This is a genomic window from Rapidithrix thailandica (assembly GCF_039710355.1).
GTDB classification, from domain to species: domain Bacteria; phylum Bacteroidota; class Bacteroidia; order Cytophagales; family Flammeovirgaceae; genus Rapidithrix; species Rapidithrix thailandica.
Genome location: NZ_JBDKWZ010000001.1, coordinates 233,800 through 257,415 on the forward strand (window position 1 = coordinate 233,800; position 23,616 = coordinate 257,415).

17 protein-coding genes are annotated in these 23,616 nt (G+C 40.8%); 6 read left to right on the forward strand and 11 right to left on the reverse strand.

The genetic code is table 11. From position 1 onward, the window contains the following. Window positions 1-1,001: 1,001 nt before the first annotated feature. Together AAG747_RS00795 and AAG747_RS00800 are read right to left on the reverse strand one after the other, a co-directional pair. The gene (locus AAG747_RS00795; RefSeq protein ID WP_346819209.1) at window positions 1,002-2,003 is read right to left on the reverse strand and encodes a sugar phosphate isomerase/epimerase family protein; all 1,002 of its coding nucleotides are present in this window, start codon (window positions 2,001-2,003) and stop codon (window positions 1,002-1,004) included. A 155-nt stretch (window positions 2,004-2,158) separates the two neighbouring features. Further along, window positions 2,159-2,911 carry a hypothetical protein gene (locus AAG747_RS00800; protein ID WP_346819210.1) on the reverse strand — a complete coding sequence of 251 codons (753 nt, stop codon included), beginning with the start codon at window positions 2,909-2,911 and terminating at the stop codon, window positions 2,159-2,161. Window positions 2,912-3,420: 509 nt separating this feature from the next. Between AAG747_RS00800 and AAG747_RS00805 the strand changes: the two genes are divergently transcribed. Then, a complete protein-coding gene (locus AAG747_RS00805; RefSeq protein WP_346819211.1) occupies window positions 3,421-4,224 on the forward strand; it encodes an OmpA family protein in 804 nt (267 codons plus the stop codon). A gap of 69 nt (window positions 4,225-4,293) precedes the next feature. On the opposite strand, the gene AAG747_RS00810 is transcribed toward AAG747_RS00805, so the two are convergent. Both AAG747_RS00810 and AAG747_RS00815 read right to left on the reverse strand, forming a co-directional pair. After that, on the reverse strand, window positions 4,294-7,164 hold the full coding sequence (locus AAG747_RS00810; protein WP_346819212.1) for a LysM peptidoglycan-binding domain-containing protein: 2,871 nt from the start codon (window positions 7,162-7,164) through the stop codon (window positions 4,294-4,296). A 43-nt stretch (window positions 7,165-7,207) separates the two neighbouring features. After that, window positions 7,208-7,849: an O-methyltransferase gene (locus tag AAG747_RS00815; RefSeq protein ID WP_346819213.1), complete on the reverse strand. Its 642-nt coding sequence runs from the start codon at window positions 7,847-7,849 to the stop codon at window positions 7,208-7,210. Between the two features lie 631 nt (window positions 7,850-8,480). On the opposite strand from AAG747_RS00815, the gene map reads away from it, so the two are divergent. Next, window positions 8,481-9,260 carry a type I methionyl aminopeptidase gene (gene map / locus AAG747_RS00820; RefSeq protein WP_346819214.1) on the forward strand — a complete coding sequence of 260 codons (780 nt, stop codon included), beginning with the start codon at window positions 8,481-8,483 and terminating at the stop codon, window positions 9,258-9,260. A gap of 220 nt (window positions 9,261-9,480) precedes the next feature. Beyond that, window positions 9,481-9,888, forward strand: coding sequence for a hypothetical protein (locus tag AAG747_RS00825; RefSeq protein WP_346819215.1), 408 nt, complete (start codon window positions 9,481-9,483; stop codon window positions 9,886-9,888). 51 nt (window positions 9,889-9,939) lie between these two features. On the opposite strand, the gene AAG747_RS00830 is transcribed toward AAG747_RS00825, so the two are convergent. Next, window positions 9,940-10,788: a flavin reductase family protein gene (locus AAG747_RS00830; protein ID WP_346819216.1), complete on the reverse strand. Its 849-nt coding sequence runs from the start codon at window positions 10,786-10,788 to the stop codon at window positions 9,940-9,942. Window positions 10,789-11,082: 294 nt separating this feature from the next. Here AAG747_RS00830 and gcvH point away from each other — a divergent pair, with 294 nt between their 5' ends. Continuing rightward, complete coding sequence (gene gcvH, locus AAG747_RS00835) at window positions 11,083-11,463, forward strand: glycine cleavage system protein GcvH (protein WP_346819217.1); 381 nt, start codon at window positions 11,083-11,085, stop codon at window positions 11,461-11,463. 64 nt (window positions 11,464-11,527) lie between these two features. On the opposite strand, the gene AAG747_RS00840 is transcribed toward gcvH, so the two are convergent. The 5 genes from AAG747_RS00840 to AAG747_RS00860 form a co-directional block, all read right to left on the reverse strand. Then, entirely contained in the window at window positions 11,528-12,160 is a 633-nt protein-coding gene (locus AAG747_RS00840) for a porin family protein (protein ID WP_346819218.1), read from the reverse strand. Window positions 12,161-12,470: 310 nt separating this feature from the next. After that, window positions 12,471-13,010, reverse strand: coding sequence for a condensin complex protein MksE (locus tag AAG747_RS00845; protein WP_346819219.1), 540 nt, complete (start codon window positions 13,008-13,010; stop codon window positions 12,471-12,473). Between the two features lie 2 nt (window positions 13,011-13,012). After that, window positions 13,013-14,218 carry a hypothetical protein gene (locus AAG747_RS00850; RefSeq protein WP_346819220.1) on the reverse strand — a complete coding sequence of 402 codons (1,206 nt, stop codon included), beginning with the start codon at window positions 14,216-14,218 and terminating at the stop codon, window positions 13,013-13,015. 37 nt (window positions 14,219-14,255) lie between these two features. Then, entirely contained in the window at window positions 14,256-16,970 is a 2,715-nt protein-coding gene (locus tag AAG747_RS00855; protein WP_346819221.1) for a hypothetical protein, read from the reverse strand. 241 nt (window positions 16,971-17,211) lie between these two features. After that, a complete protein-coding gene (locus AAG747_RS00860) occupies window positions 17,212-18,690 on the reverse strand; it encodes a glycine--tRNA ligase (protein WP_346819222.1) in 1,479 nt (492 codons plus the stop codon). Between the two features lie 312 nt (window positions 18,691-19,002). Here AAG747_RS00860 and AAG747_RS00865 point away from each other — a divergent pair, with 312 nt between their 5' ends. Continuing rightward, a complete protein-coding gene (locus AAG747_RS00865) occupies window positions 19,003-19,875 on the forward strand; it encodes a universal stress protein (protein ID WP_346819223.1) in 873 nt (290 codons plus the stop codon). Between the two features lie 230 nt (window positions 19,876-20,105). After that, window positions 20,106-21,347 (forward strand): hypothetical protein, encoded by a 1,242-nt coding sequence (locus AAG747_RS00870; RefSeq protein WP_346819224.1) that lies wholly within the window; start codon window positions 20,106-20,108, stop codon window positions 21,345-21,347. Window positions 21,348-21,392: 45 nt separating this feature from the next. Here the strand turns inward: AAG747_RS00870 and uvrC are convergent, their stop codons facing one another. Beyond that, on the reverse strand, window positions 21,393-23,201 hold the full coding sequence (gene uvrC / locus AAG747_RS00875) for an excinuclease ABC subunit UvrC (RefSeq protein ID WP_346819225.1): 1,809 nt from the start codon (window positions 23,199-23,201) through the stop codon (window positions 21,393-21,395). Between the last annotated feature and the right edge of the window lie 415 nt (window positions 23,202-23,616).

Below are 23,616 nucleotides of genomic sequence, written 5' to 3' on the forward strand. Positions count from 1 at the left end.
GGAGTACTAAGCGCATCTTTTTTGGGCAAAACTCTTATTTCAGAAAGTTCAGTGCAGTATTCTGAGAACCTTAAATTGAGAATTTTTACCACCAACGGGGTGCCTACCGCAACGCATTTTAAACGTGCTCTAATAAGAAACCCATCAAGCTGAGCCGGATGGGTTTATAATTTAATTTAGCCGATTAACATTTACATTTATCTTTAATGAAGCGGTTGAACATTGTTTAAAACCCAATTTGCATTGCGTTTTTCAGCATTTGAAAGTTAAAATAACACACTTCAGTGTTTTGATCACTATTGCTTGTCTTACGTTGGTTTTTGCATTGAGGTTTTTTCACTGTAAGACTATCCATGTTTAAGATGGGTTCAATATCACCGGTTGAACCGTAGACTTTATGCAAGAGACCTCTGTACATGGTGTATGATTTTTATTGTATAAATTCAATAAAAACTTGTACAATAGTAGGTCAAATATAAAAGACAACCTAATTGCTTAACCATTATTAAGAGCTTTTGAATAGGGGAGAGAGGGAGCTTTACGTTTTGGGAGAAGGATAACTGTAGAGGAACACGAAAGGTTGTTAAGAGCAAAAAAAAGCAGGTTTAAGAAAACCTGCATTTTTGATAGTTAAAAAACTAAAACCAATTAACATAAAAATGAGCTCTTTAATATTTTTACTATCTATCAGATTAAGATGTTTCTAGTTAGAAAAGAATGTAGTGCAAATCTATAATTAATATTGATGGAATAAAAGAAGGAAAATTTTGTATTTATTCTATACTGACCATTTTCTTGACGCTTCTTAAAACCCGTTAAAGTAGGCAGGAAATTTAGTAAAATAATTCCATTTTATCACAAGTATTTCCAGTAAACTACTTTTCAGTAAAGAAGAGAGGGGGCTTAGGTCATATTATTTGTATGCAACAAAACTTTGTCTACTCCACTTAATAAAGAAAGAGTAGCAAAGTTTTGTGCTTTTCTCCGGGAAAGAAATTTTTTTAACTTAAAGTCGCTCCGGCTTTTAGAAGTAGCGCTTTAGTTGCTTTGATCCCCTCGTCTTCACTGAGTTTGCTCCCTTCATATTCCACACCGATATGCCCGGTATAGCCTGCGTCTTTTACAATTTTAAGGATTTTGTAATAGTCGCTGTGGATTTCGTTTCCATCGGCATCAAAGTCATGAGATTTAGCGCTTACTCCTTTGGCAAAAGGCATGAGCTCTGTAATTCCCTGATAACGATCGTACTCATCCTGACAGCCGTTTTCGCCTCTGGTGATACAGAAGTTGCCAAAGTCAGGCAAAGTACCACAGCCGTCCATGCCTACTTGTGATATCACATTGGCCAACCAGGTGCCATTGGAAGAATAGCCACCATGGTTTTCTACAATTACATTGATATTAAAATCCTTAGCAAATTCGGTGAGTTTGCCTAAGCTGCTAATGGCTGCACTGCTTACTTCCTCGGCAGTGCCTTTACCGGCTGCATTGACCCGGATAGAGTGGCAACCTAAAAATTGAGCTGCTTCTACCCATTTGTAATGATTTTCTACAGCTTTGACTCTTTCTTTTTCGTCAGTACTGCCCAAGTTACCTTCGCCATCAATCATGATCAAAAGGCTTTGAACTCCCAGGTCATCTGCGCGCTTTTTCATGTCTGCCAAATAGGCTTGGTCTTCTGCTTTGTCTTTAAAAAAGCCATTGACATACTCTACTGCCTCAATGCCAAAGTCATTTTTTGCTTTAGCAGCAAAATCCAGGTTATCGAGGTCACCATTGAACAAAGCTTTGTGTAAAGACCATTGAGCTAGCGAGATTTTAAAAAACAAGTCCGTGGAAGCAGTGGTAGCAGGTTCGTTTCCTGCTTTGCTTTCCTGGTTGTTGGCCGATTCGTTACTTGTTTTTCCACAGCTACTTACTATAGGAATGATTGTGGATGACAAGCCCACCGTTGCGGCTACTTGTCCTATGTTTTTTAGGAAAATACGTCTGTTTTTGTTCATATTTACAAAGGATTTGTGTACTTTTTATCTATCCAAGATACATGAATATCCTCGATTATTCAAACTTATGTGAAAATTACCTTGATTCAAACAAAAGCCCAACCATAGTGTGTGACTATCATTGGGCTTCGGGTGGAAAGAGGATGTGATAGTAGCTATTTAATTTCCTCCTCCTGTGTTTTTTTCTCTATTTTTTTGTTGAGGTTTTTTTTTCGCTTTTCTTTTTTCTTCTTTTTACGTTGCTTCTTTTCCTTTTTTCTGGGTGTTTCTTCTACAATTACGTCTTCTTCGTCATCCGTTAGCTCTTCACCTACCGTATGTAAATCAGCTTCGGCCTCTTTTTTATTTTTCTTTTTGCGTTTTTTCTTCTTTTCTTTCCTTTTTTTCTTGCCTTTTGTCCCTTCTTCTTCTTCAACTTCGTCAGAAGTTTCCCCTTCTTGTTGTTGTAAGGAATCCGCCGGAGGGTTCAACAGTTCACCAAACCTGAGCTCGTAATAATATTGTTCCATACTCTTGGGCGGTTCATTGGGGGTGGCTTGTTGACCTTTGGCCAATTTGCCGGATAGAGAATCGGCCCTACTGCCGTCTTCACTCATCTGAAAACCATCTTCGGCATAGTATTCTTCCGAATCTATCAAGGCAGAATCTGCACGCAATGAATCCGGATGAGGGTAGGTGGGTTTTGCCTTAATGACATACAAAAGTTTTTTATCATAAGGCTTTCGTTTCTTTTTAAAAATTCTGGCAAAAAAACTTCTGCGAGAGTTTTTTACCAAACCGTTCCATTTTTTTGGTTTTCCGGTATATAACGTTTTTTGGTCGTTAGAGGCGATAGCGTCCGGGTCAAGTTTGGGAGTGGAATCCCGGGTGAAATATGAAAAATACTGGTCAGACAGCCGACTATCCATAAGATATACGCTCTGATATGCCGGGCATACACGTTTAGTACACGCCATGCTGGCTATCAACGTACACAATAGTAATCCATAAAGGAGGAAATGTCTGACCATCTATTACTGTTGAGGAATTTTCTAAGCGTCAAAAAGTTATATAACCCAAGTAGGACTTTTGCAAAAAAAGTGATTTTTACACCAAATTGTTTAGAATATGCCACCTTCTCAGGTTAATATTATAAAAAATATTTTGAAAAAGTAGTTTAAAAAATATTCCGTTAGATTATCCCATCATAGAAACTTGAAATTATTGTCACAAACTAGTTTTTTTTACTTTTTTCTAAACGTTCCCTGAAATGTAAATTGTATTATTTCGGCAATACTATTCGATAGTTTGGACAATATTTGGCATTAATGGAGTAAAAGCTTGGATTACGACAGAAACATTGGGGTGAATAACAATAGAGCATGTTTTGTTGACGTACTACAATTAACACCTAATGTGTAATACTGTCATGAAAAAAATGAACTTTTTTGGAGTACTTCTCGGGTGGGGGATTCTCTCTGTCAGCACGGCTTTCTCTCAAAGTATGAATGTGAAGCCTCTTATCCCCAAGTTGAGAAGTTATAATATTGTATATAACGAACAAAAAGCGGATCAACTCTTGTTTGCTACGGGGTTTGATCAATTTAAACGTATAGAAGGGAACAAAACCTTGGTCCAATTTGAATTGGACAAGTTTGTGGATTCCCGAGGGCTTTCCAGCAATCAATTGATTAAAAACTATGAAAGTCTGGTGAAAAAGTTTGGAGGCGGTTTGGTCTATCAATATGATAACCATGCTACTTTCAAAGTAAATAAGTTTCAGAAGAGTTTTTATGTAACACTGGAAACCTACGGAGATGGCAAGGGATATAGCCTGGCAGTAGTAGAAGCCGCTATGGAACCCGGAGATTTGTTTGCGGATAATTTATTAAAAGAACTCAATCAGAAAGGTTCGTTTTCCCTGTACTTTAATTTTAAATCGGGGACGGCTCAATTACCCCCGGATGCCGAGACGAACATAACCACCATTGCAGAGGTGCTCTTAAAAAATCCAGACTTAAAAATTAGTATTGAGGGGCATACGGATAACGTAGGTTCAGCAGAAATGAACAAGCGTTTGTCAGAACAAAGGGCAAATTCGGTGATGCATGCCTTGATAAAGAAAGGAGTCGGTGCCGAGCGTTTGAAAGCGATTGGCTGGGGAGATGAAAAACCTTTGGCATCCAATACGGAAGAGTCGGGAAGGCAGAAAAACAGGAGAGTGGAATTGATTAAAATATAAAAGATATTCTCATTTAATTTGGTATACTAGGGGAAAAGGCTGGCATTGTTAATGCCAGCCTTTTTAGTTTTATTTCACTCGTAATCGCTCTCCGATATCAATTGAATTGTCGGATTTCTGATTGAGGATTTTTATCTGTGATACTTTGATATTGTACTTTCTACTAATCGAGTAGAGCGTTTCGCCTTTTTGTACAACATGAAATACTTCGTTGTTTTTATTGGTAATGGTGGTTGGAGTAAAGGTAGCTGAAGAGCTATTGTTGCTCCCCGGAGCCTTTACCCGCAGGCTTTGTCCTGTTTTGATATCTCCGCCACTCAGGTTATTCCATCGTTGCAAGTCTTTTACATTTACCTGGTATTTTCTGGAAATAGCAAAGAGAGTTTCTCCTTTCATTACCGTATGATAGTCGGAGACTGCGGCATTACCACTGTTTGTATAGGTAGGCGGTGTATTTACCGTACCTGCAGGAGCTAACAGATTATCTACAATCAGTTTTTGTCCGGCGTATACATCATTACCTTGTGGAATATTGTTCCATGTTCTTAGGTTTTGAGCCGTTATGTTATACAGCTCCGCAATACTGTACAAATTTTCTCCTGCTCTCACCACATGGTATCCGTTTTCCACGGTTGGTAGGGTAGTGGCTTGCGAATAGGTAGAGGCATTTGCACTCGGTGCCAAATACAAGACTTGACCTACTTTTACATTTAAATCGCCTCCCAGATTGTTCCATGCTATCAGGTCTTTTACATTTTTTTGATAGTTCCGGGCAATGCCATACAAGGTTTCTCCTTTCACCACCGTATGCGTTGTCGCTGAGGGGTTAACTGTTGTTGGTGGTGTATAGTTCGTTGCCGGTTGGTTGTAATCAGGAGTCGGGTTTACAGACGGTTGGTTATAATTTGTATTACCCGAAGTACTTCCTTTCCGGATCACTAACTTTTGATCAATATCAATATTGTTATCAAACAATCCATTCCAAGCTTTGATATCAGCAACACTCACTTGGTATTTTCTGGAAATTCCAAAGAGAGTTTCTCCTCTTTGTACGTAGTGGTACCTTTCAGCGCCTCCGGTGACATCCGTTGCCGGTTGGTTGTAATTCGGTTGTGTAGGTGTATTGTCTACCGCTGGGGTATTATAATCCGGATAGTTGTCCGTAGGAACGGAAGTGGGATTACCTTCATCATCGATCAAAATGACACTGTCCAGCGGATCTTTCGCGGTAGGTGGTACATTATTTCCGGTAGTAGGATTGTTGCTGGCTATGGTTTGCTTTTTCACAATCAAGGTTTGCCCAGGGCCTACTTTTAAATCATTCTGCAAATTATTCCATTCCTGTAAATCCAAAATAGTGACACCATATTGACGGCTGATAGTAAACAGCGTTTCACCGGCTTGTACCGTATGATATTGCGTACCCGAAGCATCGGTAGAGTCACTGGCCGGAATATTAGGACCGATGGTAATAATATCCGTACCCGGTTGTGGAATGTCAGGTTCTTCGTCTATTTGCGGAATGGTGTCAATTGCCGTAGTATCTTCAGTGATGACCATTTTCATTTCGACTTCACGGATCTCCACCGGAGTTTTCTTAGGCCTTTTGCTTTGCAACCAAAGTACCCGTCCCATCACTAACATTTCGGTTTTACCCATCCGGTTGAATTTTGCTACATTATTGAGCTTAATTCCATAACGTTGGGCAACCTCCCATGGGGATTCGTTGGGGCTTTTGACCACATGGTATTCTACAGGGCCTTTGCTGTCTTTCTTATCTAAATAATACACCTGACCTTCCACCAGTTCATCAAACATCGTCATATCATTGGTCCGCAAAAACTTATTGGTAGAAACCCCCAAAGTATTGGTGACGGTGAGAATGTTCAGGTTTTTTCCGGCAATAAAACCTTCTTTGCCGTTAATTGTGGCTAAGGTGATAGTGTCCCCGGCTATAGGCCGTTTTCTTTCATTCCGGATGATAGGGTAGGGATTATCATTGACGATTTCGTAGATCGTATCCCTGGCGATGGTGTATTCAAGATTTTCTGTAGGCGTATTATTATTACGCGGTATTTGTCCCCCGGGAATGCCTGTGTAAGACAGCCCCAACTTACTTTTGATCTCCGCTTCCCGGCTTACGGGGATGGGTAGCAAGAAGGTATACTTTTTATCATTGGGTACCGGGTTGTGTTTTAACCAACGGTTGTACATTAATAGGGAGCTTTCACTGATCCCGGTTAATTGTGAAATATCCCGGATACTTTTCCCATTCGCGGGGTATTCACATAAGGTGATGATCGAGCTATTTTTATTTACCGCATTTTGAAAAGCAATTTTATGGGCTAACAAGTGGATAATGTATAAGTGGGTATCCTTTTTCAATTCCGCCTTATCTTGCCCGATGTATCTACGGTCAATAATATTATTGGCTCCGGTCAAACCCAGGTTGTACGAAAGGGAGGAGTAAATCCAGTTGCGCAAGAAATAATTATTTTTCTTTAAATACTGGGCAGCTCCCCGGCTGGCCGAGATGATATGTTTGCGTTCGTCCACCTGAGTATTGATTTGCATCCCTAATTCAATGGCCGTAAACTCCTTGAATAGCCAATAACCTACCGCATTGGAACGGGAAATGGCATTGGCAAGCAAAGCGCTTTCTTGCAAAGCCAGGTATTTAAAATCATCAGGTAGATTTTCTTCTTTGAATACTTTTTCTATCAGTGGAAAGTAAAGATTACATCGGTCTACGTATTCCTGGTAGTAATTGGGGTTACGCATCAAGTCATCCACTTTCCGCTGTATACGGGCCCGCACCTCGTTGTGAATCTTCAGCTTTACCCCGGCAAACATCATTGATTCTGGCACCGAAAATGACTGAGTAATCCCCCACGTGTGTAGCGCGATTAAGATCAGGATGGATAAATAAAGTTTTTTCATAAGAATAAAAAAATTGCTTTTCTCTTAAGATTGTTCAAGATCACTACTGGTTTTTCCTGGCTATCAACAAGCCATCCCTTACAGGTAGGATTACATTACTTACCCGTTTGTCTTGCTGTACTTTTTGGTTAAAAGCCCGAAGCGCTTCGGTATCTTTGTCTTTAATGTCCTGCCGGGTAATTTTCCCATGCCATAAGACATTATCCGCAATAATAAAGCCTCCTGGGTTGACTTTGTCAATGATTAAATCAAAATATAGAGAATAATTGCGCTTATCCGCATCAATGAACACTAAATCAAAACGTTCTTCTAGGTTGGGTATCAAACGGGTCGCATCTCCGATCAGGTAGTGGATTTTATCCGTTAACCCGGCTTCCTCAAAATACCCCCGTACCCGGTCTTCCAGTTCCTCATTAATATCAAGGGTATACAATAGTCCGTCATCACTTAGCCCCTGAGCCAGGCAAATGCCTGAATATCCTGTAAAGGTACCGATCTCCAAAATTCTTTTGGGACAGAGCATTTGTGACAAAAACTGCAAAGTGACCCCTTGTACATGGCCTGAAATCATGTTGGGCATCAATACATGTAAATGCGTTTCTCTGTTAATTTTTTGCAGCAGGGGTGATTCTTCCGAAGTATGAGCTTGCAAATAATCTTCAATGGCCGGATGTATTACTTCCATGGGCTGTCTTTTTTGGTTTGTTAAAAAGTCAAAGCAAAGTTTACTTTGAGTACCCTTCTATTTTTCAACTGGGCAAAACGCAAGGGTTGTCTTTTGGTAATAACAGCAATACCAAACTCCCTCTTTGCAGCGGTTTACCCGGAGGAAAAATACAAAGATAACCCCCCTTTTATTTTCTGTACTAGCAATAAGCCTCTTTTTTCTTTTAGAAAAACCTTGAGAGAATTTATAAAGAAAACCTTGTGGTCTTGTACTAGTAAGATTACGGAATTAGTTGAAAAAATATAAACTGATACTTTAATGTATACTTTATCTTTGTTTGATTTACAGGTAGTTAAGTTTATTTCGGTTATAAAAATACTAGAAAAATCACGAATTAAAAAGTAACTTTTCTTCAGATTCGGTTTCCAGGCGTAAAAATCTTCACATACCTTGTCAAGTGGGAAGGAGGTTTTTTAAGTCTTCGATTGTAAGGTTCTACACCGGTATGGCTTTTTCAGTGAGGCTTACAAAAGCTTCATTTCCAAATGCCTTCTGGGAAGAAGGGAGTTCTGATTGATCAGGAAAACCGCTATATTTGCAATTCTTTTATAGAAGAAATTATATTAAAACTGCCAAAAAATAAATAGCCATGACCTATTACAAGACTAGGGATGAGATTGAGATTATGCGAGAAAGTGTGTTGATTGTTTCCAAAACTTTGGGGCTAATGGCACAGGAAATCAAACCCGGTATTTCTACGTTGGAACTGGATAAAATTGCGGAAGAATTTATTCGTGACCATGGCGGAGAGCCTGGCTTTAAAGGATATGGAGGCTTTCCGAATACCTTATGTACTTCGGTAAATGAGCAAGTGGTACACGGCATCCCTAACGATATCCCTCTCAAAGACGGAGATATCGTTTCCATTGACTGTGGCGTGAAAAAAAACGACTTCTATGGTGACCATGCTTATACCTTTATGATCGGTGAAGTAGATCCCGAAACCCAACGTTTGGTAGAAGTGACAAAGCAGTGCTTGGATTTGGGTATTGAGCAAGTGAAATTAGGCAACCATATCGGTGACATCAGTTATGCTGTTCAGCAACATGCTCAAAAGCATGGCTTTTCGGTAGTGCGTGAGTTGGTAGGTCATGGCGTAGGGCGTAACCTGCATGAGAAACCCGATGTACCGAACTTTGGCAGGCGGGGTAACGGTCCTAAAATCCAAAATGGACTGGTACTGGCCATTGAGCCGATGATCAACCTGGGAAAACGGAAAGTGTTGCAACTTCGTGATGGTTGGACCATCGTTACCGTTGACAAAAAACCATCTGCCCACTTTGAACACAATGTGGCAATTATTGATGGAAAAACAGAGGTGCTTTCCACGTTTGAATTTGTGGAAGAAGCCTTGGCTCAAAAAGTATAAAGTATCTTTTTTAGGTTGTCTGATTTTAGATAAAGCTACCTAAAGCTCCGGGAATAAATACCGGAGCTTTAGGTGTATATAGCCTATACCTACCCAATTAGATTCCATTACTTGCGATTAACCTACCTATGTAAGTTTCCTTGATTATTTGTACCTTCAATTGCTTAGAAAGGTCGTTTTGATTGTACAATCAAGACCCATTTTTTAACCTTTCTGATATATGAAGTTTTTATTGACCTTATTTTTTGTCACCAGCTCTTTTTTGATTTGTACCGCACAAGAAGATAACTCTGTAGGAAAACACATCAATGCCGTCAGAAACAAAGTCATGAAAGAAGGGAGGGAGATCCTTAAAGAAGGTTCTGAAGACCGTTTATCCTTCTTTCGCACTTCTACGACTAATAAATTTACGGAAGTAGAATATTATTTTGATCAGTATACAGGCGTTTGCTTAGGCTATACGGTGATTTATTATAATTTGGAGCAAATTAATAAGGTAGTGAAACTGATGAATAAGGATATGGTGAATGTAGACGACACAAGTTGGAAGGATTACAAAATGAAATTGAATTTCGACTTGGTTTATGAAACAGACCATTTTGCAGTGAATGTGGAACCGTTTGAATAAGGTAGTTGATGAGGATGAGAGGCATCTAACTTGCATCCTCATCAAAAAAAGCTAGTCCAAAAGCACCTTCCAGGCGGCTAAGATATTTCCGGATTGTAACAGTTGATGGGCATACTCATGAGGGTTTGCCCTTTTCTTTTGTTCATCAACGGATACCGGTTCCAGTTCTTTCGGAGAAGGTATTTGTTCTACATTGCCAAGCTTTCCGAGATCGTTGCCTGTAAGAATATGACTCTTTTTAATAGCTTCGGGAAGTTGATCTACCCCGATGCCTTTTTTGCGCAAGGGTTTGGCGACTTCAAACATATTTTCCAAGGAGGTCCGGCAGTACCAGTCACCGCCCATTCTTCCCACAAGGTGCATGAGTGTAGGGTCGATTTTTCCTTGCTCGTTCAGTACTTCTTCCCGCACATGTGCCAGCAAAACCTCACAAATGATCAGGTTGCCGGCTCCTCCTTCCCGCCCTAAAGAAATAACATCTTTGACCGCGCATTCAAATTGTACCGGAGACTCCGCTACCCGGGGAGGGCGCACCTTTTCGGAAGGAAGAGGGGTAAAACCTGCTTTGATAAATTCATTGACGCCTTTTTCGTATTCGGTACTGGCTAAAGATGTTTGTTCCACCATATCATAATTGACCACATTGATTACGGTTTCTTTTACTTCCAATATATTTTCCAGCGTGTGTTTGGTGGTATTGCCCCGGACCCTGCGGGCAGGAGAAAAGACCAGGGTGGGAGGATTGGCTCCAAAGGCATTAAAAAAACTAAACGGGCTGAGGTTAATATTGCCTGCTTGGTCAACAGTACTGGCAAAGGCAATAGGCCTGGGAGCCACTGCCCCTAATAAATAGGAGTGGAATTCGGCCGTAGAAACTTCTTTGGGGTTAATGGTTTTCATTGTGTAATGTGTTGTTTAGGAGTTTTTTAATTTTGAAGAAAAAATTGAGGTTTTCTCAACAAATATCTTGCAAGGCCAACAGTAAACTTACCACTGTCGATAGTTTCTATCTCATTGAAAGATAAAGCACCAAATTGCAAAGAATAATGAACATGCGCAAACGCTTGAACGGATTCGGTGAAATAGGTGCGAAAAGCTGCCTTTTCTCAAAGAATATAATTTGCTTCTTTTGGGGAGAATATGTTTCTTTGATCCGCGAATTATTTTCACATTAATCGATAAACTAAAAGTAAAATGAATATTCCGGCTGATTTAAGGTATACCAAAGATCACGAATGGGTAAAAGTAGAGGGTGAGCTACTGGTAGTAGGTATCACTGATTTTGCACAACGTGAGTTAGGTGACATTGTATTCGTGGACATCACTACTGAGGGTGAAAACGTGCCAGAAGGTGAGGTATTTGGTTCAGTAGAAGCGGTAAAAACCGTTTCTGACTTGTTTATGCCTATTACAGGTGAAGTGGTGGAAATTAACGAAGGGCTGGAAGACGAGCCTGAGGCGATTAATAATGAGCCTTATGAGGGAGGTTGGATGATTAAAATAAAGCCTGATAATGCTGCGGATGTTGAGAATTTGCTAAATGCCGATGCTTACAAAGAATTGATTGGTGCCTAAGCTTTCTGTAATGTTAGCCACAAAGGCCTTCTTTTTCAAAAAAAGAAGGCCTTTGTCGTATGGCTTAAAAAGCTCTTTCTATCTGATAGGCTAAGGTGAGGGAGAATACCCGGTTTCTTAAGCTGGCCTCCGTGGAATTTGAAATATTTGCCAAGCCAGCCTCATAACTTAACCTGATCTTAATCGGGTCAATCTCTACACCGGCACCAAAGGTAAACCCGAGATCCAGCCTTTTGATAGAACCTTCGTGATCCGAGTTAAAATCCAGGTCTCCTTTTTGCCCATCCACTTTGACCCTCCCTGAGGCTGCTATGGAAATGACCGGTCCCGCATCTATAAACAATCTGGGATTTTTACGGAAGGACATCCCTATTTGAGCCAATATGGGAAGACTTAGATAGTGGATTTTTATTTCAACGTCCTCTCCACTGCCGGTATCGGTAAATTCAAATCCTTTTTGGTTCAAAAAGACCCCGGTTATCAGACTGAAGGATTCGCTGGCCGGAACTTGCATGGATACCCCGGCCCGTAAGCCCAAAATAGATTTTAAACTAACCGAAGTGTTGGACGCTTTGTCTTTGATGGTTGCTTTGGCTTGATTGAGACCAAATGTGTAGCCAATCCTTACCTGTGCCAGGCCTGTTAAGGATGTGCTTAGAAAAGTGAGTAAGAAAATGGTGATGTAAAAGTACTTCATAGAGGAATTGTGAATTTTAATTAGAGAAGTGAATTAACCTTTTTCGTTTTCCTGAAAAATGTTTCAAAAACGCCTCCTCTGTGTTACTTTTCTCAACAATAGCCCTGGCTATTCTCTTCAAAAAGTGCCTTGATGAGCCGATTTTGATTCCATCTTCGGTCAAAAACTATACGTGTAGACCACTTCAGAATATAGATTTTCCAAAATAAATAAATGGAGAATTTTTTACGATAAACTTGGTAAGTTTTATTCAAAAAATTTGAGTTGATGAGGGGTTCTTGAACAAGCTATCCTTCAAAGTATCATGTCATCAACTTTCCGTTTGGTCCATCTCTTGCATCTTTTCATGGGCTACCACTTCGGCCAGGGTCAAAAACAGGTCAATAGCTTTGGTGAAGCGAAATTTGTATTGCTCCTTGTCCGTATATTGTAGAAGGTTTCTCCGGGCGAGCTGTTTTAAAAAACGATTGAGGTCATTTTCCAAAATTCCCAGCTCCGAAACCAGTTCACTGAAAGTAGGACTTTCCAGATACAGTAGAATTTCATCTGTTGTAAACTCTCCAAACTCTAACTTCTCTTTAAAATTTTCGCTGTTTTGGCTTAACTCATAACAGACAATTGCCAAGAAAACCGTAAAGTTTCTGGATAATTTTTCATCCGTATCATCCGAAGTCAGGTAGGCGTATTCGTTCCGGATAATGAGTTCGTACCCATACGTTTCTTGAAAAAACTCGGCATAAAAGTCCTTATTCTTTTTCAAGGAAGTGAAGAGTTGGTGATCAGACCAAAGGATAAATTTTCCCTCTAATAAATCGTTGACCAGTTGTTTATGATATTCCGGATAATGCATAATTAATTCTCTTGGGTTGATGGGTTAACTTCTACGGATACGACTGGAACCTGCAATTCATAATCGGCCAAGTCGATGGTGAATTTCTCTGTTTTTTGAAACTCCGCCCGGATTTCTTTTTCGAATAACAGTGCGGACAAAATATAAAACTTTTCGGCCTTCAGGTCGGCTTCTTCCTTTTGCAATTGTTCAAAACACCATTGAAAAAAGTTCTTTACGGGTAATTGTTGTAAGAGTACTTCTTTATAAGCATCCTTGTCAAAAATCCAGTTGTCATCTGCTACCCCGTCCGGTATGATGATCATAGGTTGCTGCCTGAAGGCATTCTCCACCAATACCTTTACATCCAATTCAAAGTTGGAGGCGTAAACACCAGGCCGTTTGCCGCGTTGCAGGCCTACCTTCCAGTCAATTTTTCCTTTCCGGGCTTTGAGTAAAATTTCGTTGACCCCTGTTAACACCAAGCTCTCCGTGCGGATTCTTTCCAACAAAGGAGTAAGCTCTTTGGTAATCAGGGCAATGTTTTTCAAGATCTCCTCATTGGCATATGCCACATGTTGGTAGAGTTTCTCAAATTGTTTCCTCAGTAAAAGGTCTTGAACATTGTGTCTTTGCAAGTTGGCAAAATCACTTACTTTGTACAGTTGTCGGATTAGCGCTTGTGGGTCTTCCTTGTTCAGGATATCATTGAGCGGTTTGATATAATTTTTTACCAGATGACCGGCTTTTTTGACCTTGTCCACATAGTCAATCTGCTTTTTGTTGGATTTTAATTCCATAGCCTGATCGTACAGACTATGTGTATTGGCGTGAATTTGTAAGGTAAACTCCTGTATTTCACTCACCAAACCGTTAGCCAGGTCTTCTTGTTTGGATGTTTCCTCCGTTTCGCAAAGTTGGGTGAAAATCTGGGCAATGGACTGTTGGTATTTTTTGATACTTTCGGGAAGATCCAGGCGAAAGTCATCCAGTAGAAACGCCAAAAAATCCGAAAAACGCTTGTTCAACTCGTAGTTGCCATCTCCCAACACTTGTACAATCCGGTAGCTTGCCAGCTTCTCAATAGCTATTTCGAATTGCAGACATTTTGCTTCCAGTATCTCATGAGGAATAAAGAAGTTGTTGCTTTTGGCAATGCCAAAAACCTGCTCGATAAAAATATAGTTATCCGCTAAAAAATTAAGTACCGTTTTTCCGCTTGCCTTCATGTTTTCAATGTTCTGTGGTCACCCTTCCTTCAATCCTTCAATCCTTCAATACTGACATACCTGCTTTCCGTTTGGCCAGACTGGTAAAGGTTTCATCCAAGTACACCCGGTTGCCGTTTTGCATTGAGCGTTTCATGAAATAGTATTTTTCAATCCCGATACCCTGTAAGTTGCTGGCAAAAATCAGGATAAAGCCGTTTTTCTCACAGAAGCGGATGAGTTGGCCGATGTTGTGTGGGTCAATGGTAAGTTCATCCACACAGAACACCACTTTATTTTCCTCATCATCTACTTTGAAATATTTGATGATTAATAAAAACAAGATCAAATTAATCATACGGATGGTTCCGGTGGATTCATTCTGGCGCTTTAAGTTGATGGTTTTTTTGCTGCCTGTTTCATCGGTTACCAACACATCAATGTCAAACAACTCGTCAAAGTTGTAATTCCGGGCTTTGGGTTCGCGCAGGTACTCTTCCAAGACTCTCAAATACGCCTGTTGCTCACGACTGTTGAACTCATTGAACACATCCACTTGAAACCCGGTGATCCGGATGATTTTACTGATCTTCGTCAGATCATTGAGGAGGGTGCTGTTGTCTTTGAGTTGGATTTTGATAGAGGCCAAATCCGAGATTTTATATTCGTCAATTTCCCGGTTGAAGCGTTCGATAAAGACTTTGAACTGCTCGTAAATCTGCAAGTGTTTGCGCACCGGTTCGGTAAATTGATGAGACAAACTATCCAGGAACTCTCCCATCATTTTCTCTTTGTCCGGGATGGTGATCAGCTCTTTCGTAAGCTTTTGGATAAATTCTTCTTCATCGGCCAAGGTGCTGTTCAAGCGCTGTTTCAAACTGTGAAACATTTGGGTTTTGCGCTGTTTTAAATCGCTTTGTTTTCCTATTTCTTTTTTCAATTCCTGCCGGAGTTGTTCGATGGGTTTGTCAAGCAATTGCTCAACCAGTGAAAATCCCTGTGAAGAAAATTCTTCCTGCCACTCTTGATATTGGTAGACTTTGGCTTTGTGGGCAGACTTGCGTTGATTGTATTCGGCAATGAGCTGATTGTTTTTCAGGATTTCTGCTTTTACCTCATCCAGTTGCTGTTGCCATTCCTCTTGTTGCTTTTCCAGAATCTTCAATTCCGATGCAAGCTGTTCGATATTATTTTTATTCGGACGAAAGAGTTTGACCTTTTCAATTTTTTGTTTGGTCGCTTTGATTTGTCCGTTAATTTCCTCGTATTCCCGCTTTTTTTGCTGTTCTTTCTGCAATACCTCCAAGGTTTTACTCTCTTCCCGCAATTCGTTTTCACATTCTTGCAATTCTGTTTTTACCTCCGCGAGTGTTTGTAAGGGTTTGGGTTGGATACCGGAAATGTCAATGGCTCCGTCTCCGATTTTCAAGTTGTCAAGCAACGCCGAAACCGGTTTTAGCACCCGGTCTTCCAAGGCCAATACTTTGTCAGAAAAAAGTGCATTGAGCAATTCCTGCGTAGGTTTATCATCCGAAATGTTGTGGATGAGCAGCTTGCCTTGGTTCCGGATTTTGTTTTGCAATACTTTGATCCGTTCTTGCAAAGCCCTGACCCGGCTGGCTTGCTTTTGTTCATTGAGCTGGTAGCGTTCGATATTTTGAAATTGATAGGTAAGCTCTTTGGCTTTTTCTTCCAGCTTAATGATTTCCTCTTGAAATACATCCACCAATTCCTCTATTTCATAGCCGGTGGGATTGAGCAGTTCAATTTCACGAAGAGTTTCCTCAGAACTTTTGATCAGGCGGCTTTTATTTTCTATCTCTATACTGACGCGGGTTTCTTCCCGGAGGTATTTATCTCTTTGAGGTTCCAGTTCGTTTTTGACTTTGGAAAATAGTACGATTTGTTCGTCAAACTGCTCTAATTCACTGCGCAAAAAATCCAGTTCCTTTAAGGTTTTTTGTTGGAAACTGTACAGTAATTTCCCGGCCAATTGATTACTGTGTTTGTATTCATTGACAACAAGCTGAAAGTTTTCAAAATCTTCTTTTACGGCTTTCAGGTTGTGGATATCTTGGTTAAGCTTTTTGAGCCGGTTGATTTCTTCCAGTTTGGTTGTGTCTGAAAATACGGTCAAAGCTTCCGAATGCCGGTTGTCAGCGACCGTGAGCGCTTCTTTTAAGGCATCGGCATCGATGAGTTTGGAGTTGAGCAGGTAGCGGTATACTTTGGTAAAGCTATTTTCCAGCGCCTGGCCTTTGCGCTTGACTTTGTCGGTAAGCCAAACGAAAGCGTTGCGTTGGTGGTCCGAGCTGTAGACTTCACGATACAGGTCTTTTTTGTCCAGTTTTTGAAAATAAACCCCGGTACTTAAAAATTGCTTGGTTAGCTCCGTAAACTTGCAAAGTTCTCCGTTCTCCTTGAAAAAATTAATCTCATCAAATGCCTGGTCTATTTTATAATATTCCACTTGGTCATCTTTCCGTTTGACCAAGATACAAAAATGCCCTCCGGCTTGCCCCTTGTGATTTTCAAAGACGATATAACTTTGATTCGGGTAAGGAAATAAGTGCCCGATCGTATCCTTGAAACTGTATTTTCCATTGTCAAAAGTCATATGGCGACTATTGATCATATACAAAAAATTCAGTGTATCGATCAGTGTGGTTTTCCCGATTTTATTTTCCCCCACTAGTTGGATTGAATTTTTATCCAATCGCAAGATCGCCTTGGCGTGTCTACGGGTATTGAATAAAGCGATTTTGGATAGCATAGTTTCCTGCTTTGATGTGATGCAATGGTTGATTTGAAACAAAGGGGAATGAAAAAAATGCAAATGCTTTAAGTATGGGCATGTTTGGACTTTGTTGAAAAGCTGCTTTATAGAACTTGTAAGTCTACACTTCGCTTTCCGCTTACTTAGCCTATATGCCTTGGCAAACCCCTCTTCTCTTTTCCAAAAAAACACCCGCAAGCCTGAAAGCCAGCGGGTGCATTGATTTATACAATGATTTCTACAATTGACGCAATAAGTTGTTCATCGACACGCGTTCTAGCAACCAACTTCTTACTTCGCTGATATCCATACGGAATTGGTCGGTAGTGTCTCTTTCACGGATGGTCACAGTGTTGTCTTCCAAGGTTTGGTGATCCACCGTGATACAGAAAGGAGTCCCGATCAAGTCTTGACGGGTATAACGCTTACCAATCGCCGCTTGCTCTTCGTAAACTACTTTCATGTCGTATTTCAAGTCATCTACCAGTTCCATGGCTTTTTCCGGCAAACCATCTTTTTTCACAAGTGGCAATACCGCTGCTTTGACAGGGGCCAGGGCCGGGTTGAATTTCAGAAAAATCCGGGTCTTTTTCTTATCGCCTTCTCCCACTTCCTGTTCGGTATAGGCACTGCACAAGCTCAACAAGAACAAACGGTCGGCTCCGATCGAAGTCTCGATTACATATGGAATGTAATTTTGGCTGACTTCCGGGTCGAAGTATTGTTGCTTTTTCTTAGAGAATTCCTGGTGGCTTTTCAGGTCAAAGTCGGTGCGGGAGTGAATACCTTCCACCTCTTTGAAGCCGAAAGGAAACTGGAATTCGATATCACAAGCGGCATTGGCATAGTGGGCCAGCTTTTCGTGATCGTGAAAACGCAAGGATGCTTCCGGGGTCCCCAAGATTTTGTGCCAACGGATACGCTTTTCTTTCCATTGCTCGTACCATTCCATCTCCGTGCCGGGGCGAACGAAGAATTGCATCTCCATTTGTTCGAATTCCCGCATACGGAAAATAAACTGACGGGCTACGATTTCGTTTCTGAATGCCTTACCGATTTGGGCAATACCAAAAGGCACTTTTTGCCGGGCAGTTTTTTGTACATTCAAAAAGTTGACAAAGATCCCTTGGGCCGTTTCCGGACGCAAATAGATCGTACTAGATTCGTCTGCTACAGCCCCGGTCTGGGTAGAGAACATCAGGTTAAATTGCCGTACATCCGTCCAGTTGGCGGTGCCGGATACCGGACAGGTAATATTTTCCTCAAGGATTAAGTCATGTACTCCTTGCAGGTCTTCGGCTTCCAGAAGCTGGTTCATTTTGGTCAATAAAGCGGAGGCTTTGTCCGTTTCTCCGGCTTTTTCATATTCCTCTGCCTTATCTTCCAGCAATTGGTCGGCTCTATATCTTTTTTTAGAATCTTTGTTGTCGATTAGTGGGTCGCTAAAACTATCCACGTGTCCGGAAGCTTTCCAAACAGTCGGGTGCATGAAGATAGAACTGTCAACCCCTACGATATTGGAGTGCATCAGGGTCATGGCTTTCCACCAGAACTCCTTGAGGTTATTTTTCAACTCCACTCCATTTGAACCGTAGTCATACACTGCTGCCAGTCCATCATATATTTCACTGGAAGGAAAAACAAATCCGTATTCTTTCGCGTGAGATACCACTTTTTGAAAAGCAGTATTCTCCTGGTTGTTCTCTTTCTTTGCCATAGTCGCAAAGATATAGAAAAATTGAAAACAGAGAAGCGTAATTCAGGGATCTGTTATATAGTTTACAGGGGCAGGGATTAAGGACGTTTTTAACCGTTGAGTGCCTTGAAATAACCGTTTGATGCTTTTGACTCAGAGGGGGGGACTGATTTGCTCAAGTCTTTATGAAAATTTGCTTATTGATCAGGGTCCGGTAGAGGTATGATTTATCTCATTGTTTTTTTCGGTATTTTACTGATTCTTTGGGGTATAGATAGCAAGAAGAGGATAATCCTCTCTACAAATAACTCTAAATATTAATCCATTGATACCATGAATATCCAACAAATTGTCGTACCCGTTGATTTCACCCCGGAATCCTATTTAGGCATTGATGAGGCCGTTATTTTGGCAAAAGAAACCGGAGCGGTTGTAAAGCTCTTACATGTCATTGATATTCCTTATGTAGGCGAGCGTCCGGCCCCTTTTCAAATGATTGCCGATGTGGGAAACGTATCCGCAATGGGATACAATGAAGATAATCCGGAAGTTTCCTATATGCATGATTTGCTGGGAACCGTGCATGAGCGGTTTGACGAAATCAAAAAGAAATATCCGGAAGCCAAACTTGAGGTGGAGGTGAAAACGGATACCATGCAACGTTATTTGTCAGAGTTTGTCGTAAAAGACGGAGGTGACTTGGTAGTAGTGGGTACTACAGGAAAAAGCGGAGCACGTAAATCGAAAGCCGCAGATATTATCCGGCATGCACCTATTCCCGTATTGACCGTTACCAAAGAACGGAAAGAAAATAAGTATAAGAACATTGTCTTTGCTTCTCAATTCAAATATATAGATCAAAGTATTGTGGAGCATGTCAAAAGCCTTCAACAGTTGCATGGGGCCCGGGTTCACTTTGTCAAAATTGTCAGCCCTTCTAATTTTTATACCACCCCGGACGTATTGTCTGCCATACGGCATTTTGCGAAAGAAAACGGTTTTGAGAATTACACCAGTAATTTATACAATTCCATTGAGGTGGAAGAAGGGGTTTTAAACTTTGCCCGTTCTGTAGATGCGGATATGATTGCAATGAATACCCATGGCCATACCGGTTTTGCCAGAACGTTATTTGGCAGTATTGCCGAAGAAGTAGCGGTACATTCTGAAGTGCCGGTGTTGACTCTCAATGAACGCTTTGATTAAGTGAGTATACCTTTGTCCCTTGGAATACGGTTGTTCCAAGGGGCTATTTTTTTACTGAGTAATAATTATGTCTGCTTGTCTGACAAGGAGTGCAGAGTATGGATTCTTTTCCACAAAATATCCCCGTCCGGCCGGAAACAGATGTATGAAATAGTGCGATGAGTCTTCCAGAGATACATATTCTTGAGCAAACCAATGTACCTGATCGCTGCAAAACTTACTTACGGTGGATGCAGGTAAGTTTTATAAATTTATTGCTAGTGGTAGCTATGGGGTGCCTGTTACGTTGGATGCAATTTAACGGTGTGCCCGGAGCCAATTATCAATACCTATTGCATACGCATTCTCACTTGGCTTTTTTGGGTTGGGTATTCAATGCACTGTTTACAGGAATTGTCTATGCTTTTCTGCAAAAGAGTAATTTGCAAAGTGTAAAATACCGCAGGTTGTTTATCGCTTTGCAAATAGCCGTAGTGGGTATGATGTTCACTTTTCCTTTTACCGGATATGCACTTTGGTCCATCGTTTTTTCCACCGTACACTTGCTCCTTACCGTAGTGTTTACCGTATTGGTCTTTAAGGACAGTGCTCATTTAAAGTATCCGGAAAATAGTTTGGAAGCTTATGCGCTGAAGTTTGTGAAAAGCGCTTTGGTGTTGATGTTGTTTTCCGGATTAGGCCCTTTGGCTTTGGGGCCCTTGTCAGCCAAAGGAATGGGTGGCAGCCAGTGGTATTATCTGGCAATATATTTCTACTTGCATTTTCAATACAACGGTTGGTTTTTATTTGCAGTTTTTGGCTTGTTTTTTAAAGCATTGGCCGATCGTAACATTCCACTTTCCATTCATTGGGTCAAGCGTTTTTACCAACTCAATTTACTCGCAATCGTTCCGGCTTTTTTACTCTCTACACTGTGGACACGGCCAAGTATACCGGTGTATCTTTTGGCTGGTTTGGCTGCCTTACTACAAGTGGTGGCATTGTATCCGCTATTTCGATTGTTAAAAGTATATTCAAAACAAATTAGCGCCAAGCTACAGCCTCTTGCAAAACAACTTTGGCTTTTGGCATTTGCTGCATTTGTATTAAAAACTATTTTGCAGTTGCTTTCTGCCTTTCCGCCTATCGCCCAACTGGCATTTTCCATGCGAGATTTTGTAATCGCCTATTTGCATTTGGTACTGATTGGCGTGGTTAGTTTGGCATTGATCGCTTGGTTTGTTGATCAGAAGTGGTTGCAGGCACAGCGGTTCTCAGCTCGTTTCGGGATTGTTTTATTTGTGCTTGGCTATTTAGGAATCGAAGTAATCCTCGTTCTTGTTCCTACTTTGCGTCTGTTGGGTTGGGCGACTGTATTTACGTATTATCCACTGTTGTTTTCAGTATCATTGATCGGTTTCGTGGGAGTACTCTTGTTGGCCGGCACCTTGCTGGTACACCGAAAGAAAGAGCAGGTGATTATTGAAACCTGAAAGAATATATTTGAACAGTTCATTTGATAATAATCCCTGCGTGTTTCAATCCTTCTTCAATCCATTAAGTAGAATTTGTGCTTTGTGTTTGCCAATGAGTTGTTCTATTTCAGAGGGAGCAGCCTCTTTGAGTTTTTTTACGGATTTGAATTCGGTGAGTAATTTTTGCACCGTAGAAGTGCCAATACCGGGAATTTCTTCCAATTGCGTATTCAGGCTGTTTTTACTGCGTAGGTCGCGGTGAAACGTAATGGCAAACCGGTGGGCCTCATTCCGCAAATGTTGTAATAATGCCAAAGCAGGTGATTTTTTATGGATATGCAAGGGTAATTGGTCATGTGGATAATAGATTTCTTCCAAGCGTTTAGCGATACCTACCACGGGCACATCTTTCCGTATTCCCAGTTCTTGCAAAGCTCTGTAAGCAGCGTTTAATTGTCCTTTCCCTCCGTCTATCACAATCAAATCAGGCAAAGGCTTTTGTTCGGTAATCAAGCGTTTGTACCTGCGGGTCACTACTTCGTGCATCGAAGCAAAGTCGTCCGGGCCAACGACCGTTTTGATTTTAAAATGCCGGTATTCCTTTTTGGCCGGTTTTCCATCCTTAAAACAGACCATAGAAGCCACCGGATTGGTCCCCTGGATATTGGAATTATCAAAGCATTCGATATGCTTGGGGAGTTCCGTTAGGTTGAGGTCATTTTTCAATTGTATCAGCACCTGATTTTTCTGGTTGGCATTTTGTCTGCTCAAGCGGGCGGTTTGCCGGTCTTTTTTAAAGTACATGACATTTTTCAAAGACAGCTCAACCAGTTTTTTCAGATCTCCGATTTTAGGCAGTTTGACAACCGCCACATCGAACTGAATGCCTTCTAAGGAATCAATATTGGTAAGGATTCTTTGGGATTGTTTGCCATATTGTTCCCGGGTATCCACAATCACCTGTTCCAGGATTTCAACATCCTCTTCTCCCAGTTTTTTCTTTACTTCCAGAGACTTGGTTTGGTTAATGCATCCATTGATAATTTTGATGAAATTAATATATGCGTAATTTTCTTCGGAAATAATGGTAAATACATCCGTATCGGTGATTTTCGGATTGGTTACCAGTGATTTTTCCTGGAATTTGTCCAAAGCTTCCAGCTTTTCTTTATAGCGTTGGGCGTTTTCAAAGTCCATTTGCCCGGCTGCATGGGTCATTTTCTCTTTGAAGTATTGCTTCACCGGGCTTATTTTTCCCTTTAGGATATCTACCGCCTGGCGTATATCTTCCAAATAATCCGCCTCACTTTGTAAGCCTTCACAAGGGCCTTGGCAGTTTTTAATATGATATTCCAGACACACTTTGAATTTGCCTTCCTGTATATTTTTTTCCGTTAGGCTCAGTTGACAAGTGCGCAAAGTATATAAATCTTTAAACAGCTCCAGAATGGCGTGCATGATCCGGACGCTGGCGTAAGGGCCAAAGTAACGGTGCCGTTTGTCTTGAATATTCCGGGTGGGGAAAATCCGGGGAAAAGGCTCGTTGGTAACACAAATGAAGGGATAGGTTTTATCGTCTTTCAGCAGAATATTGTACTTCGGTTGGAGTTTCTTGATCAGGTTGTTTTCCAAAAGTAACGCATCGTATTCCGTATCGACCACTACATATTCAATGTCCCGGATTTCACTGACCAGTTTCCGGGTTTTCCGGTTCAGCGAACTGTCCTTATTGAAATAGCTGCTTACCCGGTTCTTCAATGCCTTGGCCTTCCCTACATAGATAATTTTATCCTCTTCATTCAAATATTTATACACCCCTGGTTCTTTGGGAAGCTTTTCAATAATGGCTCGAAGTTTCTCCTGATACGTCATTGGCTGAAATTCATTTGTATTCTTTACAAAAATAATAATTGAGAGCAGTATTTACTTCAATAAGGCTCCTTTAGGAACACGAGAAGTTGAGAGGGGACAGAGGGGTCAAGCAAGAGCTGTTATTCACCGAAGCCAAGACGGAATCAGAAAAACTCTAAATCTTGATTTTAGTCTTTGACCGGAAATTACTTGACTATACATGAATTGACCCAAACAGTAGCTCTTAAAATTCCAACAAGTTTTTAAACTGTTGTTTAATCGGTAGTTTTAGGGAATAACAAAAAAGAAGCTTTGCTTTATGCTCAATTTATAAGTGAGGTAGATAGAGATAGTTATGATGACTCAGTTTATACAACTCGGTATAATAAGATGTTTAAAAAGTTAGAAAATACACCTGGGTTATTCTGTAAATAAT